Source organism: Herpetosiphon sp. NSE202 (assembly GCF_042688385.1).
In the GTDB taxonomy this organism is placed as follows: Bacteria; Chloroflexota; Chloroflexia; order Chloroflexales; family Herpetosiphonaceae; genus Herpetosiphon.
The window spans coordinates 410,858-429,159 of record NZ_JBHUPY010000005.1; the positions used below are offsets into that span (position 1 = coordinate 410,858).

Annotated in this window: 10 protein-coding genes and 1 CRISPR repeat array; of the genes, 9 read left to right on the plus strand and 1 reads right to left on the minus strand. The window is 45.8% G+C overall.

What is annotated here, in order from left to right; genetic code table 11:
- Nucleotide 1: 1 nt before the first annotated feature.
- The 9 genes from cas8a1 (at nucleotide 2) to ACFMKP_RS07790 (ending at nucleotide 17,210) form a co-directional block, all read left to right on the plus strand.
- Nucleotides 2–1,465 (plus strand): type I-B CRISPR-associated protein Cas8b1/Cst1, encoded by a 1,464-nt coding sequence (gene cas8a1 / locus ACFMKP_RS07750; protein WP_382290594.1) that lies wholly within the window; start codon nucleotides 2–4, stop codon nucleotides 1,463–1,465.
- Nucleotides 1,466–1,511: 46 nt separating this feature from the next.
- On the plus strand, nucleotides 1,512–2,573 hold the full coding sequence (gene cas7i / locus ACFMKP_RS07755) for a type I-B CRISPR-associated protein Cas7/Cst2/DevR (protein ID WP_382290596.1): 1,062 nt from the start codon (nucleotides 1,512–1,514) through the stop codon (nucleotides 2,571–2,573).
- A 10-nt stretch (nucleotides 2,574–2,583) separates the two neighbouring features.
- Nucleotides 2,584–3,300 (plus strand): CRISPR-associated protein Cas5, encoded by a 717-nt coding sequence (cas5, locus tag ACFMKP_RS07760; RefSeq protein WP_382290598.1) that lies wholly within the window; start codon nucleotides 2,584–2,586, stop codon nucleotides 3,298–3,300.
- A 5-nt stretch (nucleotides 3,301–3,305) separates the two neighbouring features.
- Nucleotides 3,306–5,720 (plus strand): CRISPR-associated helicase Cas3', encoded by a 2,415-nt coding sequence (gene cas3 / locus ACFMKP_RS07765; RefSeq protein WP_382290600.1) that lies wholly within the window; start codon nucleotides 3,306–3,308, stop codon nucleotides 5,718–5,720.
- Between the two features lies 1 nt (nucleotide 5,721).
- Entirely contained in the window at nucleotides 5,722–6,681 is a 960-nt protein-coding gene (gene cas6 / locus ACFMKP_RS07770) for a CRISPR system precrRNA processing endoribonuclease RAMP protein Cas6 (protein ID WP_382290602.1), read from the plus strand.
- 18 nt (nucleotides 6,682–6,699) lie between these two features.
- On the plus strand, nucleotides 6,700–7,713 hold the full coding sequence (cas1, locus tag ACFMKP_RS07775; RefSeq protein WP_382290604.1) for a CRISPR-associated endonuclease Cas1: 1,014 nt from the start codon (nucleotides 6,700–6,702) through the stop codon (nucleotides 7,711–7,713).
- 3 nt (nucleotides 7,714–7,716) lie between these two features.
- Nucleotides 7,717–8,031: a CRISPR-associated endonuclease Cas2 gene (gene cas2 / locus ACFMKP_RS07780; protein WP_382290606.1), complete on the plus strand. Its 315-nt coding sequence runs from the start codon at nucleotides 7,717–7,719 to the stop codon at nucleotides 8,029–8,031.
- The gene (gene cas4 / locus ACFMKP_RS07785) at nucleotides 8,021–8,611 is read left to right on the plus strand and encodes a CRISPR-associated protein Cas4 (RefSeq protein WP_382290608.1); all 591 of its coding nucleotides are present in this window, start codon (nucleotides 8,021–8,023) and stop codon (nucleotides 8,609–8,611) included. Before cas2 ends, cas4 begins: the two co-directional genes overlap by 11 nt.
- Before the next feature lie 293 nt (nucleotides 8,612–8,904).
- A CRISPR array of direct repeats spans nucleotides 8,905–14,598; the repeat unit is 20 nt; unit sequence ATTTCAATTAATCGATCCGC.
- A gap of 95 nt (nucleotides 14,599–14,693) precedes the next feature.
- Nucleotides 14,694–17,210: a hypothetical protein gene (locus ACFMKP_RS07790; RefSeq protein ID WP_382290610.1), complete on the plus strand. Its 2,517-nt coding sequence runs from the start codon at nucleotides 14,694–14,696 to the stop codon at nucleotides 17,208–17,210.
- Here the strand turns inward: ACFMKP_RS07790 and ACFMKP_RS07795 are convergent.
- Entirely contained in the window at nucleotides 17,177–18,154 is a 978-nt protein-coding gene (locus ACFMKP_RS07795; protein WP_382290612.1) for a helix-turn-helix transcriptional regulator, read from the minus strand. The genes ACFMKP_RS07790 and ACFMKP_RS07795 overlap by 34 nt on opposite strands.
- Nucleotides 18,155–18,302: the final 148 nt, after the last annotated feature.

The following is an 18,302-nucleotide window of genomic DNA, read 5'->3' on the forward strand; positions in this document are numbered from 1 at the left end:
CATGCTTAAGGAAACTGGGCATCCGCTGGTAGATGTTGGTTTTGCCACGATTGCCGCCCACGTCAATAAAAATAGCATCACGGCGGTTACTGCCGATGATCTTGAAACCGTGGCAGCCTATCTTGAGGCTGAGTTTGTGGTAAATCCTTTGCGCTCGTTTCTCACCGTTGCATTTACCAGCAATGCCTGGTTTATCCAAGATGCTTACAACCCCGATAAGCCGCAATTGACTGACAAACAGCGGGCAACTCGCCGCGCAACCCGCAAAAAATTGGCCGATGCTCACTTGCGCCAATGGCAACAACCAAGCACCAGCGAGCACCGTTGTGTTTTTACTGGCGAGCCAGCGGTTGCAGAGGTTTTATCAAATACATTAACTGTTGGCCGAGCTGCACGGGCGCAAATTCCCTTATTGCAAGGTGATGATACGATCAACTTTTTTCCCAATGGTAATGCTGGGTTGCCAGTTTCGGGCATCGCCTTATTGGCCTTACAAGCCTTCCCACTGGGGAGCGCCAAAGCCGGCAATGGCATTCTGGTAGTACACTCGGCCAACCCACGCCTAACCTTAAGTTTTGTTAAAACCTTTTATCAGCATAACAAACGCAAAATCGAGCAAGCGCGAATTGCCGGCGATGATCGGATTCCAGGCGAAGTGCGCTCGCCAAAAACCTTATTAATTGAGACACTACTTAAAATTCAAGCCGAACGCGAAAATTACGTTGATAATGACCAAATTACCAGTATTGTAGCCTATAACCTGAACAATGGTAAAACACCAAGCCTAGCAATTTATGAGCTACCACATGAAATTATTCATTTTATGCTCGAAGCTAAAGGCCTTTTCCCCAATCAATGGAATCAATTAGTCCATAGCTCGTGGGAGCAAAGCACTGGTAAAAAATCAAATAATGATTTTGTGCCACGCCGTAATTATTTTTATGAAGATATGTTTGATCTACCTAACAATGCCAAATACTTTATACGTAGATATTTTCTTAAAATGCCATATTTGACTAGGATTGATGATGATATTCAATCACGCTATTACTTGCATGATACCTATCATTTGATCGATTTTCCGGTGGTTGAACTTTTTCTAAGGGAGGTTTTCCTGATGGATGATCTACGGATCGCACGAATTAAGCAATTTGGTGATAAATTGGCCAATTATATTCGTGCTGAAAACGGTAAACGCTTTTTTCGGACATTTGCTGGTGAATCTGATTATACTAATTTTCGTCAAGGATTGATTAAATCTAATGAAGATTATGTGCGCGTAACTAAAGAGCCATTATTTACGATTGATGAATATGTAGATGTGTTTGAACGCCAATACAGTGATAAACACCATGATTGGCGCTTATCACGCGATCTGGTACTAATTCGCATAATCGAACAATTAAAGGATTGGTTGGGACAGAATCCAGATGCACTGCCTGAACGACCTGAACCAAAACATTAATAGTCGAAATTAATCACGATTTATACTAATTTAGGAGGATTGTACAATGGCCTTTGTTACGGGATTACTCTTGATCGATGCCTCAGCATCAGCATTAAATAATCTTGGTGGTATTGAAAAAGAACGTGATGCTAATACCGTTGGAGTCAAACATATTCAGGTTTATGGTGATGGCGATTACCCCTACGTTTCTGCCCAAGCTTTCCGCTATTGGCTGCGTACGACTTTGGAGGATCGTTTTCCTGTTTGGGTTGCTTCTCCAATATATCGTGAAGATAAAATTGCCTATACTGATGCCAACCCTATGAAATGGTGGGATGACGATTTGTTTGGCTACATGCGTGCGCCATCCAAAAAAGAATCAGCAAAACCTAAGCGTGACTTAAATCAAGCGACTGAAACAACCGACACGATCACTAGGGTTTCACCATTTCGGGTTGGAACGTTGGTAGCAATGAAATCAGTCAAAATTGTGAAAGATTTTGGTACGATGTCGCGCCACGAAGGTGATCCAGTTCCCCATGTCCATCAATTTTATCGTGCAACCTTGAAGGGCTTATGGTCGCTTGATTTGCGGGCTGCTGGCACTTTTTCCTACCGCAACAAAACTGGTTTCCGCAACCTCGACTCGGTGCGCGAAGGGCTGGCCAAACAGCAACAACTTGAGCACCTTGAGCAAGCCAAAGCCTATCGTTTGCCTTTAGAAGTGCGCCAACAGCGGGTTAAAACGCTGTTTGAAGGCATGGCACATCTCGAAGGTGGGGCCAAGCAAACCTTGCACTACACCGATGTTGCGCCAGTCTTGACGATTTTTGCGGTTACCAAGGGCGGTAATCATATTTTCAATCATGTTGTGACCACAACCGATCGTGGCAAGCCAACGATCAATACGGCTGCGCTTGATGAAGCCTTGCGCGTATTTGCCGATGAACTGCTTTCGCCGGTGTATGTGGGTTGGGTGCGCGGCTACAACGATCAAGAACGCCAAGCCTTTGAAAGCTATCTTGCCAACTCGGCTGCGCCTATTCAATTAAGTCATCCTCGCGAGGCCTTCTTAAATTTTGCCGAAAGCATTTTGGTCGCCGAAAACCATCACTGGATGGAATAGGAGCAGATTGATGGATGTTTTGAAAATTGTGGCGGAGGGCGTAGTTACGTCCTTCCGCTACCCCCACTTCGCATTAAGCGTGCAACCAAGCTTTACCATGCCGCCGCCCGCAACAATTTATGGCCATATTTGCTCGGCAGTTGGTGATTGGATTGATCCCAGCGGAATTCAATTTGCCTATCATTTTACCTATGCTGGCGAGGCTGAAGATTTAGAGCATATTCATGTGCTTTCGGCTTCATCGGGCAAATTACCCCAAACCAACTACCCGAAAGTGCTTGAAGGCAATGTTAATCCCTTTCAGCGTAAAATTCTGTTTCAACCACGCCTAACCTTGTATCTCAACCGCGTTGATCTGTTGCCTGCGTTTAAAAGACCCCACTACGCCGTCGTTTTAGGCCGTTCCCAAGATTTATTTAGCTATCGCAGCGTAACAACAATCAGCCTAGAAGCGCGCGATCAAATCTATCTGGAACATACACTCTTGCCATTTGAGATGGCAACTCGCATTCCAAGTGGCCTTGTCACATTAATGCCTCGCATGTTGGATTATTACAATGATCGCCAGCCAATTTGGGAGCGCTATGTCACATTGAATCGGCGGATTTATTCAAACCATGCCAACTTTCTCCACTTTGAGCACGATGCGTATCTGGCTGATCCCGAGGAAGTTACCGCCAACGGCTTTGCGCGTGGGTTGATTTTCCATTCATTTCTAGGAGACTAAAATCCATGAGTGATGGTTTTGTGGAGCCAGACTTTCTCACGTCCATTTTGGCCAAAAGTGCTGATCGTAGCGAGCATAATATTCCCGAAACGCTGGCCCGTCATACCTGGCTGGTGGTGAAAAAAGTTGCCGAATTGGCAAAAAATCGGCCAGATTTAACCGTTGTTGCCAATACAGCAGATCTTTGGCATCTGCTGTATTGGGGCTGCTTTCTGCATGATTTTGGCAAAGCCACTGGTGGCTTTCAACAACAATTGCAGGGTGTTTCGTGGAATGGGCATCGCCATGAAGTGATCTCATTGGCATTTTTAGATTGGATCGCCGCTAATTTTCCGAAACATGAACAAGCATGGTTGGCGGCAGCTATCGCCTCGCATCATCGCGATCGTGGCATTATTCAAGAAAAATATCTAATTGATAGTGTGCTTGCTGATGCTTGGTCGACATTTGATCGTGCCAATGTGCCGTTGATGTGGCGCTGGCTGAGCGAATATGCCAACCACTGGATTAGTGTGTTGGGGCTGGAGGCGTTTGGGGTTCGGCCTTTGCAATTTCCAAACTCAGAGCAGGCAATTCAGCAGGTTCAAACTGATGCATGTAGCCGCATTCGCTATTGGTTACGCCAATATTATCGATTAAAACAAGTTTTCGATGATCAGCCTGAACATGCGCCGGTTCCGCTGCTGATTTTGCTGCGCGGCTTGACGACAACCGCAGATCATATGGCATCAGCGCATTTGGCAAGCATTCCCGCGCCATTGCAAGAAAGCTGGCAAGCCTTGGCCAAACGGATTCTGCGCACCGACCAACAAGTTTATAGCCATCAGCACCACAGCGCCCAAGCCCATGGAGCATCATGTTTGCTGATTGCGCCAACGGGGAGCGGCAAGACCGAAGCTGCATTGTATTGGGCGTTGGGCGAGGGCCAGCAAGCAATTCCGCGTATTTTCTATGCCTTGCCTTTCCAAGCGAGCATGAATGCAATGTTTGACCGTTTACGTCAGCCAGATAAAGGCTTTGGCGAACAAGCGGTAGGTCTTCAACACGGTCGAGCTTTGCAGGTTTTATATCTACGCTTGCTAGAGAGTGAAAATGGGCTTGATTCACGCACAGCTGCCGAGCGAGAACGCTGGGAACGGAATATTAATAGTTTACACGCGCGGCCACTAAAAGTATTCAGTCCCTATCAAATGCTTAAAGCTTTATTTCAAATTAAGGGCTTTGAGGCAATATTGAGCGACTATGCCCAAGCGCGGTTTATTTTCGATGAAATTCATGCCTACGAGCCACAACGCCTTGCCTTGATTATTTGTTTAATTAATTATTTATCCAAGCATTTTGCGGCAACTTTTTTTGTGATGTCAGCGACATTCCCTAAAATCATTCGCGAGAAGCTAGCAACCACCTTGGGTCAACCCCAAATCATTCAAGCATCAGAAGATTTATTTCGAGCCTTTGCTCGTCATCGTTTGCAATTGCTTGATGGCGAACTGACCTCAGCAAGCAGTATTGAGCAGATTATTCACGATTTCAAAGCTGGTAATCAAGTCTTGGTCTGTGCTAATACAGTTCGACGTGCTCAAACAATTTTAGCGCTCTTGAATGAAGCTGGAATCGCCAAAGCAGATCTTTTACTAATTCATAGTCGATTTACCATAAAAGATCGTAGTGCACTCGAACAACTAATTATGCAGCGCTGTCAATTAGTCTTAGCCCAGCCCGAACCATTTATTTTGATTGCTACTCAAGTGATCGAAGTCAGCTTAAATATTGATCTTGATACGTTGTATAGCGATCCAGCGCCACTTGAGGCTCTTTTACAACGCTTTGGGCGAGTAAATCGGTCACGTACAAAAGGTATTGTTCCAGTGCATGTGTTTCGCGAACCACGTGATGGCCAAGGCGTATATGGTCGAAATAAAGATCCGAATCATCAGGGCCGGATCATTCAAGTTACACTTGACGAGTTAGAAAAACATAATGGTTCAGTTATCGATGAATCGCTGATTGATCAATGGCTTGATAATATTTATGCAGATGCGATTATAGCCGAGCAATGGCAGGCTGAATATCAAAAAACCTATAATAATGCCCAATCAATTGCCGATAATTTACGCCCATTTGAGAGTGATGAAACGACTGAAGATGAATTTGATCAGCTTTTTGATAATGTTGATGTTATTCCCCAATCACTTGTTGCAAAATACCTTGATTTGTTGAATAAGCACGACTACGTTGAATCAAGTCGTTATTTTGTTGGGATTAGTAAACAAAAATATGCCCAATTCAAACAAAATAAGCTGATTCTAGCTTTAGAAGATGCTGCATTAAAATACCCACGTTGGATTATTAATTTACCCTATAGCAGTGAAAGTGGCTTGTCATTTGAACAAGCTCCACTTGATGATGATTGGAGTTGATATGACCTTTAGCGTGCATCATATTCGCGTTCAAGCTAAGGCGATTGCGCCGCTTCAGTTGCATGTGCATACTGGGGCGGCGTTGCGCGGTGCGTTTTTTAATGCGCTCTGGGAGCGCTTTTGTACCAATCATGCAGCCAAAACTTGTGCTGAATGTCCGTTATTGCAGGCTTGTCCGGTGAGCAGTTTAATGGCTCCCCATCGCGATGATTCGCCACGTGGCAATGACATTCCGCGGCCATTTGCGATTCGGCCACCGCTGCATCATGCTGGTTCGTTCGCCCCCGATGAACAATTTGCTTGGGGCCTGACCTTGATTGGCCAATCAACCAAGCTTTTTCCCTATGTGGCGATGGCTTTACATATGATGGGCCAGAATGGGCTTGGCAAACGGGTTGCCGCCAACGATTGGGAACGCGGGCGGTTTGTCGTCGAGCAGGTTGACGCTGTGCAATTGCTGCACGATCAGACCCAGCTGATTCAAGCTGCTGGAAGCCAACGGATTCAAACGCCCAACTTGCCAATGACTTGGGCCGATGCTGAACAAATTGCGCAAACGCTTTCAAACGCGACCATCAGGCTGCATTTTATGACTCCACTGCGCATTATCGAGCAAAAAATTCTGCTCAAAGTGCCCCAGTTACGGCCAATTGTTCAACGCCTGACCGAGCGCCACGATGGCCTCGCGCGCGAGCATGGCAGCGAACCATTTTCCTACGAACAACGGCAGGCCTTTCTCGGCGCAGCAGCTGCGATTAAGCTCGTCCAAAACGATACACACTGGGTCGATCTTGATAGTTATTCAGCACGTCAGCGCCGTAAAACCCCGATTGGCGGTCTCGTTGGTAGTGCTGAGTATAGCGGCGATCTGGCGTTGCTCTTGCCGCTGTTGGTCTGGGGCAGCGTCATTCAAGTTGGCAAAGATACCACCAAAGGCAATGGCGTTTATCGAATTTCATAACCAATCTTGGAGCATACGATGGAATTAATTGTCCATGAACGGGGCACATTTATTCAAAAACATCAAGGCCGCTTGCGTGTTATGCGCGAAAAAGAACGCTTGGCCGAAGTTCCATTGCTGATTCTCGATCAAGTAATTATTGAATCGTATGGAGTTGGTATTTCATCCGATGCTGTGCGGGCTTGTGCAGAGCACGGGATTCCGATTCATTTTTTGAGCAGCACTGGCACTGCCTATGCCTCACTCTACAGCGCCGGATTAACTGGCACAGTCCAAACCCGCCGTGCCCAACTCCAAGCTTTTGAAAATGCGCGGGGAGCGTGGCTGGCTCGGGCCTTCGTCTGTGGCAAATTAGAAAATCAACATAATTTGCTGCGCATGATGGCCAAATATCGTAAAACTGCTGATCCCGCTTGTTTTGAACGGGTTCAGCCAATTATTGCTGAAATGCGTGACCATATTATTGAGGCCGAGCGCGTGCTCCCTGAGCAGCTTGAGCACATTCGACCGACGCTCTTGAGTATCGAGGGCCGTGGTGCTGCCCGCTATTGGCTGGGAGTGCGCGAATTATTGTTGTGTGATCTCGATTGGCCTGGGCGCGAAACCCAAGGCGCACGCGATCCGCTGAATAGTGCCTTGAATTATGGCTATGGCATTTTGTATAGCCAAATTGAACGCTGCTTGGTTTTGGCGGGTCTTGATCCATATGGCGGTTTTATGCACACCGATCGGCCAGGCAAACCCTCATTAGTGCTCGATTTAATTGAAGAATTTCGCCAAACCGTGGTTGATCGTACCATTTTGGGCTTGGTGAATCGGAAAATGACGATTGAGCAAGATGAAACTGGCCGATTAAGCGAACATACCCGTGAGATGATTCGCGAGCGCTTATTTAAACGCCTCGAAGCCAGCGAACCCTATGAGGCAAAACGGGTCAGCTTACGGGTGATTATGCAATCGCAGGCTCGCCATCTGGCAACCTTTGTGCGTGGCGATCGCGAAACCTACACGCCTTTTATTGCAGCGTGGTAGCCCATGCGAACCTTACTAATCTACGATATTGTGGATGATCGGATTCGCACAAAAGTCGCCGATTTATGCCTTGATTATGCCCTGCAACGGATTCAATATAGCGCTTTTATGGGCGATATTCCACGCACGCTGAGCGAAGAATTATGGCTCAAAATTAGCAAATTAGTCTGCAATCAAGAACATTCGATTGAACTGATTCCAATTTGTGCCAAAGATTGGGTTGAGCGCCGCAGTTCATCAGGCAAGCCCAAACCAGTCGCACCAGTTGCCGACGACGACGATGGTTGGGGCGAAAGGAGCAATGATGATGACGGATGAAGCAGGCTATTTTCTCGAAGTTACCGACATTAAACAGTATCGAATCTGCCCGAGAGTGGTGTTTTATCGCTATTGTTTGCCGCGAGTTCGGCCAATAACTGGCAAAATGGCGCTTGGGATCGAGCGTCATCGCGAAGAAATTGGCCGCGAAGAACGGCGCTCGTTAAGGACTTATGGTTTGACGAGTGGCGAGCGTCAGTTCGATATCTTGCTACGATCAGCACGCTATCGATTGGTTGGAATGCTCGATCTAATCATCATTACAGAAAATGAATGTATTCCAGTTGAATACAAACTCTCGGAACGCATGCCTGGCAGCCATGTCAAAGCTCAATTAGCTGCCTATGCGTTGCTGCTGACCGAACAATTGCAAAAGCCGATTCGGCGTGGATTTAGCTACCTCTTGCCATTACGTAAGGCAGTTGAAATTCCGTTGGGCCAACGGCTGCTGAATGATGTTGAGCGGAGCATTGAGCAAATCCATCAGCTGATTGCCCATGAAACGATGCCAGCAGCGCCCAAGCAACAAGCAATTTGCGTAAATTGTGAATTTCGCCGCTTCTGCAACGATGTGCTTTAGTTTTTTTTGGCCAGCGCAGCGCCGAATTCGCAACTCGATTAATTGAGGGCTGATTCTTGGCTAATGCGGGAGGATTGATCGGTTTGGGATGTTGATATAGCTGATTGCAAAGCCCTAGCTTTGTTTCGCAACTCCCCCCATTTTTCGCCCAAAATTCGAGTTGCGAAACAGCCGTAGAATCGAGTATGATATCGTGAGCATGAAGCTTCAACCGAGACGCTACAGCTGCCGCTGCGGCGTAGAATGCAGCATCTGCAGGATTTACCTAGGCGCAAGCGCTTAACAAATGGGCGATTTCAATTAATCGATCCGCGTAGAGGATACTGAAACCCTAAACTAAATAAAATCAGAATTCATATCACAAATTTCAATTAATCGATCCGCGTAGAGGATACTGAAACTTCTTCCCGAAGGATGCGAATCCGCACCACTTCACGATTTCAATTAATCGATCCGCGTAGAGGATACTGAAACTGATTTGCGCGTGGTGGTGTTGGGCCTCGAACCCGATTTCAATTAATCGATCCGCGTAGAGGATACTGAAACAAGTTGAATTTATCATGGGCAACGGGACGAACCGAATTTCAATTAATCGATCCGCGTAGAGGATACTGAAACTCAAAGGGCAATGTGTAGGTCGTGCGATGCGACTATTTCAATTAATCGATCCGCGTAGAGGATACTGAAACCTCGAATCGATAAAAGTGCTTTGAGGCACTATAACTATTTCAATTAATCGATCCGCGTAGAGGATACTGAAACTATTCGACTTGTCGTGAATCTGGTGAAAGCCAAAAAATTTCAATTAATCGATCCGCGTAGAGGATACTGAAACATTCCGTTTGGATCGTTTCGACTGGAATAATTGAATTTCAATTAATCGATCCGCGTAGAGGATACTGAAACTGCAAGATTCGCTTTTTGAGCTGCGAGCCACTGCTTATTTCAATTAATCGATCCGCGTAGAGGATACTGAAACGTTGCGGCGCGCTGATCGTGACTATCAAAAACAATTGCATTTCAATTAATCGATCCGCGTAGAGGATACTGAAACATGTCGCCTCATGCACCAGGTACTCATACTTGCGGGATTTCAATTAATCGATCCGCGTAGAGGATACTGAAACTAGTGCGTTGTTATCATGAGGTTTATGCAGGGGTTAGATTTCAATTAATCGATCCGCGTAGAGGATACTGAAACTAACACCGTGGCTGTTAATACCAGGCTAGTGGCGGTATTTCAATTAATCGATCCGCGTAGAGGATACTGAAACAAGTTGTGATTGGCCGAGCAATCCCCGCCGGACGCGATTTCAATTAATCGATCCGCGTAGAGGATACTGAAACTTCTCCAAGAAGTGGTGCAGGGTTTAACTGTTTTTATTTCAATTAATCGATCCGCGTAGAGGATACTGAAACGATGGTGGGTCAAAGCCAATTATTGCGATCACAGCCGATTTCAATTAATCGATCCGCGTAGAGGATACTGAAACACCTTTGGACGTTGGCAAGTCAAAAATCAAGATTGAATTTCAATTAATCGATCCGCGTAGAGGATACTGAAACATGCGCTGCGTTTGGCGTTCAGGTCTTTGCGCGCAAATTTCAATTAATCGATCCGCGTAGAGGATACTGAAACCCCCTCTCCCCCAGCTTTTGCCTATTACTATTTTTAGATTTCAATTAATCGATCCGCGTAGAGGATACTGAAACTTCCCATCCCGAGCAACTGACATTGGAGGTCTAAGATTTCAATTAATCGATCCGCGTAGAGGATACTGAAACATCCCAGTCGGACATTGATTGTATGCGGAGTGGCATATTTCAATTAATCGATCCGCGTAGAGGATACTGAAACATGGCTAGTGATTATTGGAGTGCTGGCGCACGCCAATTTCAATTAATCGATCCGCGTAGAGGATACTGAAACGCTGGACGTTCGGCATTATTGAGATATTTACTCAATTTCAATTAATCGATCCGCGTAGAGGATACTGAAACAGTGGCTCGGAGATGACTTGGATTTTATTGGCACATTTCAATTAATCGATCCGCGTAGAGGATACTGAAACGCTGTTGAGGGTGAAACCACGCGCACCAGCGTTGGCATTTCAATTAATCGATCCGCGTAGAGGATACTGAAACTCTGAAATACCATCAAGTTCATACCACTGCTCAGCCATTTCAATTAATCGATCCGCGTAGAGGATACTGAAACGCAGCCATTTGTTGGCCAACCAATCTCCGTTAGCGGATTTCAATTAATCGATCCGCGTAGAGGATACTGAAACAAAGAGACATGGCGACCGCCGCCGCCGATGCCGCTGATTTCAATTAATCGATCCGCGTAGAGGATACTGAAACATCTTGATACAACTCGGCATACTTAGCGGTTTTCTATTTCAATTAATCGATCCGCGTAGAGGATACTGAAACGTGAGCGATCGCACGACATTCAATCCGAGCGAGAAGATTTCAATTAATCGATCCGCGTAGAGGATACTGAAACGAAGGGCAGACTCAAGGCCAATATGCTGGCATCCCAATTTCAATTAATCGATCCGCGTAGAGGATACTGAAACTCCGACAATGAGCAGGAGCGGCATGAACTGCTGAGCGAATTTCAATTAATCGATCCGCGTAGAGGATACTGAAACGCGCTTCACTTGACGGAGCATCGCGGTTAGCGCGGTTATTTCAATTAATCGATCCGCGTAGAGGATACTGAAACTTGACACTATGTCATGCTTGGACGTACTCTATAGATTTCAATTAATCGATCCGCGTAGAGGATACTGAAACTCGCCCGTATTCGGCACGGGTTAGAGAAGTTTGGCAATTTCAATTAATCGATCCGCGTAGAGGATACTGAAACCAGAAATCGAACTCAATATACTCATACAGGGTTACATTTCAATTAATCGATCCGCGTAGAGGATACTGAAACATCGAACCAACGCAATTCGATCTCAAGCGTGGCTATTTCAATTAATCGATCCGCGTAGAGGATACTGAAACTGAAAGTACCAGAAATGGTGTCAATGGTGTCCAAATATTTCAATTAATCGATCCGCGTAGAGGATACTGAAACACTTAACACGGTCTACACCAGCGGCAACCGCAACATCATTTCAATTAATCGATCCGCGTAGAGGATACTGAAACGTACAACAAAAAGGTGGAGCGCACGGTGATTGACCATTTCAATTAATCGATCCGCGTAGAGGATACTGAAACCGGAAGCTGCGAATTTGGTTGGGTCTTGTGTCGATTATTTCAATTAATCGATCCGCGTAGAGGATACTGAAACGATCTTACGAAGGAACAACGATTTCAAGCCCGCAATTTCAATTAATCGATCCGCGTAGAGGATACTGAAACACGGTTGCCGCCGTTGGTCGGGTAAGCGAGCCAGGTATTTCAATTAATCGATCCGCGTAGAGGATACTGAAACGACTGGCCAACGCCGTGAAAGCCGAGCGTGGATTATATTTCAATTAATCGATCCGCGTAGAGGATACTGAAACATTGGTCGTCCACAGCAAGCCCTGCCGTGGCAATTTCAATTAATCGATCCGCGTAGAGGATACTGAAACAGTAACTCCAGTTGGCTATGAAGTTGTCGATCCTGGATTTCAATTAATCGATCCGCGTAGAGGATACTGAAACCTGCACACGGTCAATGGTTATTTGCTAAATGGGTATTTCAATTAATCGATCCGCGTAGAGGATACTGAAACAGGCATTAGCTTCAGCTTCGTCTGTGGCGAACGCGAATTTCAATTAATCGATCCGCGTAGAGGATACTGAAACACGTCACCATGTCATCAACTATATGACAGCGCGCCAATTTCAATTAATCGATCCGCGTAGAGGATACTGAAACTTCATTTTCTCGGCGGAAGCCTCCAGTTCTTTTTATTTCAATTAATCGATCCGCGTAGAGGATACTGAAACATGTATAACCGTCTACTGACGATATACGACCTCTCATTTCAATTAATCGATCCGCATAGAGGATACTGAAACGCTCGGCGGCCAGAAAGGTTGCTAGCCAGTTGGTATTTCAATTAATCGATCCGCGTAGAGGATACTGAAACTGCCAATATCGTTATCGGCTGCGTTGATTCAACAGCATTTCAATTAATCGATCCGCATAGAGGATACTGAAACATTCAGGGGTAGATTCAACATCAACTTCAAACTGTATTTCAATTAATCGATCCGCATAGAGGATACTGAAACTGTTTGCGTTTGAGTGCATCGGCCTCAGCCTGGGATTTCAATTAATCGATCCGCATAGAGGATACTGAAACGTGCCCCGATTGTGGTGCGCTGCTCGACAGCGTGAGCATTTCAATTAATCGATCCGCATAGAGGATACTGAAACAACGCAACGTGATAGGGCAGCTTGCGCGGCAGTTGCAATTTCAATTAATCGATCCGCATAGAGGATACTGAAACTACCTTCCGCAGCTTGACCCGCGAGGCCTACTACAATTTCAATTAATCGATCCGCATAGAGGATACTGAAACAAATGCCCGTGCGCATGTGGGGTTTCGAGGGCGAGATTTCAATTAATCGATCCGCATAGAGGATACTGAAACATACCGACGATGTGGTAGAAGTGATGTATGCCGTGATTTCAATTAATCGATCCGCATAGAGGATACTGAAACAATCAATCGCATCATTGGCGTGGTGAACGAATCAATCATTTCAATTAATCGATCCGCAGAGAGGATACTGAAACCGTTGTAATTGAGCGAACCGAAGAAGGAATTTGCATCGATTTCAATTAATCGATCCGCATAGAGGATACTGAAACATGCTCTTGACATCAGATTGTGCACTCACAACCGAGGATTTCAATTAATCGATCCGCATAGAGGATACTGAAACATAATTGGATCTGATATTGAGGTTCGCATTCGTTCTATTTCAATTAATCGATCCGCAGAGAGGATACTGAAACTTGTCTAAGATTGACTGGGGAAGCCCGTAGAGTGAAATTTCAATTAATCGATCCGCAGAGAGGATACTGAAACTTCCCGATAATACCAAAGTGCCCATCACGCTCGAAAATTTCAATTAATCGATCCGCATAGAGGATACTGAAACGTGCGATGCGTGGATGCTTGCCGATATTGCTACAGGATTTCAATTAATCGATCCGCATAGAGGATACTGAAACAAATCTCGCAGCTCGAAGCCCAGCAGCAAAAAGATTTCAATTAATCGATCCGCATAGAGGATACTGAAACCAGCAGCGAGATTAAGCAAAACACGACGCGAATTATCATTTCAATTAATCGATCCGCATAGAGGATACTGAAACTCCAGTTGGAGCGAGGCGATTTCGATAGCCTGTGGTTATTTCAATTAATCGATCCGCAGAGAGGATACTGAAACCAACGGGAACGCCAACAATTACGCCTAGCCCGCAATTTCAATTAATCGATCCGCAGAGAGGATACTGAAACCGGCGATAAGTGGTAGTCGTGCTGGTGCATTGGGTATTTCAATTAATCGATCCGCAGAGAGGATACTGAAACTTCAGTATACATACGAAGTCCTTTACTCCAACAATTTCAATTAATCGATCCGCAGAGAGGATACTGAAACCTTCAGTGGCCGGAGCGATTAAAACTAATTCTTCGGATTTCAATTAATCGATCCGCAGAGAGGATACTGAAACAGTCGGACTTGGGCCAATAGAATCTGACAGGGATTTCAATTAATCGATCCGCAGAGAGGATACTGAAACCTGATTGAACGCTTGATTGACGACGCACCACTAACATTTCAATTAATCGATCCGCAGAGAGGATACTGAAACGCGCCAATTGCGCCGCCGGTCAGCGATCGCACGACATATTTCAATTAATCGATCCGCAGAGAGGATACTGAAACGTTGGCGGGCTTCGCTAAGCAAGCGCATTGTTGATAATTTCAATTAATCGATCCGCAGAGAGGATACTGAAACTTGTTGATGCTAGCGAACATTCGTTAGCCTATACGTTACCAGACTTGGATCGATTACAATTGAGCGTATTCATCTAGCAGAGAGAGTTTGAGCGGATGGCTGAACACAAGCAATTAATTGAATCATTGGTTAAAACATGGCGCGATCAGCTTGGTTTGCTGCAACCAACAGCGATTGTTGATGCATGGCCGTCGTCGATTTGGCACGCGTTGATCGCTACCAAGCCAATAAGCTGGCTGCTCGAACAGATCGACTATCTGAGCGATCTCGTGCAGCGGATACGAATCTATAGCCTCATTTGGCCCAAACTCACTCCTGATCAACAGGCAAGCTTGACTGTACAACTCGGACACATCATTGCAAGCATTGATGCGTTGGGCACACGTATTACCGCGATTGGTGTGATCCACGCAAGTTTGCCGCAACAATGTTTAATCTGGCTCAACCAAACCCTTGATGCATTTGAATCAGCTGGCAAGCTCCAGCATCAAACTGATTGCTTAAACCAAATCATTTGCCTAAAGCTTGATCGCGATCTCTATCGAGGGGTAATTGAGCGTGTGCACTCATTGCTATTACAACTGCCACCAAACCATTCGACCCAGCAATCAGTTCGTAATTTGATTAACTATTATGTGACATATGCAGATTTTGAGCAGGCCCGCCAATTGGCTGAGTTGCTGGAACAAGCATATCGATCCCCCTATGGTTGGAATGTGATCAGCAAGGCATGGCTGGCTGGGGGCAATTCCGTTCAGCAACTCGTTGTGTGGCGTGCCAACGAAGCTCAAATGCCAAATAGCATTTGGGTGATTACGGGCTTGCTCGAAGCCCAGCGTTTGAGTGAAGCCTTAATATGGTTAGCTCAATATCCTCAGTTAAACGATCATGAATCGATCAAATCACACTTGATTAATGCCTATCTTGCGCATCAAGAGCTAGCCGAGGCGGCGGCAATTGCAATAACCATCCCACAACCGTGGGTCTATTCCCACCCAATTGAGGACGTGATTAAAGCCTATGTGATTTGCGGTGATTCTGAGCAAGCTTTGGTATTGGCTCGCAGCATCGATAGTCCATGGCAGCAGATTCGCGGGTTAGTTACGATCTTTATTAATGATTCGCGGCTGGAGCTTGCGCAATTTGATGCTTTATTCGCCGAAGCGTATGCCCATGTTGCGAGGCTCGACTACCCAATCTTACAAGCGTGGTCGTTGTTTGATCTTGCTCGTTCCAGTCGCTTAGTGTCTGAATCGCAGTTTTTAGCACTTATTGCGGAAACGCTTGAAGTTGCCAAACACGTTGATGATAGTGATGATTATGAAAAACTCATTTTGCAGGTCTGCCGCTGCTTGATTATGCGCCAGCAGCTTGAGCTGGCTGAAACAACCTTGTTTGCTTTAGGTGAAATTGAGTTGACTGTCAATGAGCAACTGAGTGGTTTGTTGACCCAAGCCTATCTTGATGCAGGGCGTTTAAACGATGCAATGCGGCTCGCAGTACGTTTGAATAATCGACCCCCGTGGCAGTGCCTGATTCACTATTATTCTGAGCACGATCAGCTTGATCTGGCGCTTGAATTAAGCAAAAATTTGTGCAATGACAGTCGTAGTGAGATTATTTACCAGTTAGTGAGGGTTTTGACCCAAGTGCAGCAGCCAGCGCTGGCATTGCTTATTACACACCATTCACGCACGCCACTTGAACAGTGTACAAATGATTTGCTGATTGCGACCAGCCTGCGCTCTGATCCAGCGTTTAATTTTCAAGCGCTGCTTACAACAATTGAACAACGCCTGGCCATGGTTCCTCATTCCGAACAACGCATAGCGCAACAGATTGCCTTGAGCATTGAATTTGGCCTGCTCGACTTGGAAGCGGGCTTGGCCAAACTTGCAACAATCCAATCAGATTGGGATGAATTTGAGATCGTGATGGCTAAGGCGCAGATATTACTGCACCATGGGCATTTTGCAGAAGCAAAACAGCTTTTAACCGAGGTAGCGAGCTACGATCGGTACTTTCTAATCTTGATGATTATTCAGTTTTTAACCGAACAAGGGTTGCTTGCCGACGCACTCGCGTTGGTTGCTGAAAGCCGTAATCCAGACCATCAAATTGGTTATTATGCCTGCATTGCTGCATCAACGCCTGAACCTAAACACGCAAAAAGCATGATTAATCGCGCTGTGGAATTACTTTCCACAACTGACCATGCATTGAATTCCATTGATTCATTGGCGCTTACTGCTTGCAACCATGGCTGGTATGAACTGGCTTGGGATTTGAGCGAGCAAATAAGCGATCTTAATCAACAGGGCTTACTGCAAACCTATATTTTTAATCACCAAGCCATACCGAACCAAGCTTTAGCCAAAGCTGTAGCGATTAAACAAACCTATTTTCGAGTGCAAGCCTTGGTTGCGATTGCTCACCACTATCCACTTGAAGTTTATTGTGAATTCATCCAATCGCAATGGATTCAAGCAACGACCATAACTGAATTTGTCCAGCTGCTTGGTTTAATCGAGCCTGTGCTTAAACAGCATCCGCAGGTGGCACGAGAGCTTTTTGCCACTTATTCGCTCGTTTCTTGTGCTGAGCTTGGATGATAATGCGCATACATCGCTGCAATCACGCTGCGCAGTTGTTCAAATAGCGATTCAGGCCCTTTGATCAAGCGGGCATGTTCGCCATAGCCCAATAAAATGCGAATAATCTGAAATTCGCTAAATTCGCTGGCATCAATCTCGATTTCATCATCGATATAACGAATCGCTTCAATCATAAATCGCTCGCTTACCCCACCACTGGCAAACGCAGCAGGCAAACGATAGGTAAAATGAATTTTGCGCCGTTCGCGCCGCAGTTGTTGCATATCTGGCAATAATTCTGGCGAGTTCTTCGTCAAATCAAAAATCATACGATCAAGCCGAAAGGTTAAAGTCATGCCATAGCGATAGCAATAGGCCAGCAGATAATAATGCCGATCGCGATATTCTAGCTCGTAGGGGTCGATCCGTGGGTGCAGTTGGGGCTGATCACTGCTCAGCGATCGGTAATAAAAACTCACTTGTTGGCGCAGGCGAATTGCTTTTTCAAAAAAACGAATCCATTCCGCATAGGGCGTATAATCAATCGCTGGATTAAACGCGACGCGCAGGGCTGGCCGCCGCTTCCAAGTCGTTTGTTGGGCCTGCGATAAATTGCTGGTCAAACGGGCGATAAATTGCTTAACTTGCGGTGTTATGGGATGGCCAAACCCAAAAAGATCGCGAATTGCCATCAGGGCTTCAAGGTCGTCATCAGCCAACACATACTGATTCGTGCTAATCTTCCAGCGTTTTGGCTTATTCTCCACCTCAATCTGATAACCGAAGGCACGCAAGCTATGTAAGTCGCGCCGAAATGCTCGTTGACCAGATTGCCCAGCAGGATATGGGTTGGCTAATGTTTGACAGATGCTCTCAAAGCTGTGCTGTTGCGCTAAAAGTAGGTCGCGGAGTTCGATTAGTCGCCAAATCAGGCTTGGCACTTCAGCTGCGAGCAAATCCATGAGCCTATTCCTTTATGCGATTGCTTGGCACTTAATCAGCGTAGTTTGCTATTATAACCAATTTTATTCTTGCTTAACAGCCCATGCTTGCTGCTTAAACCAAATGAGCCATGGCAGATCCACGGCTCGTTTGCTTGCTGGAAGAAAT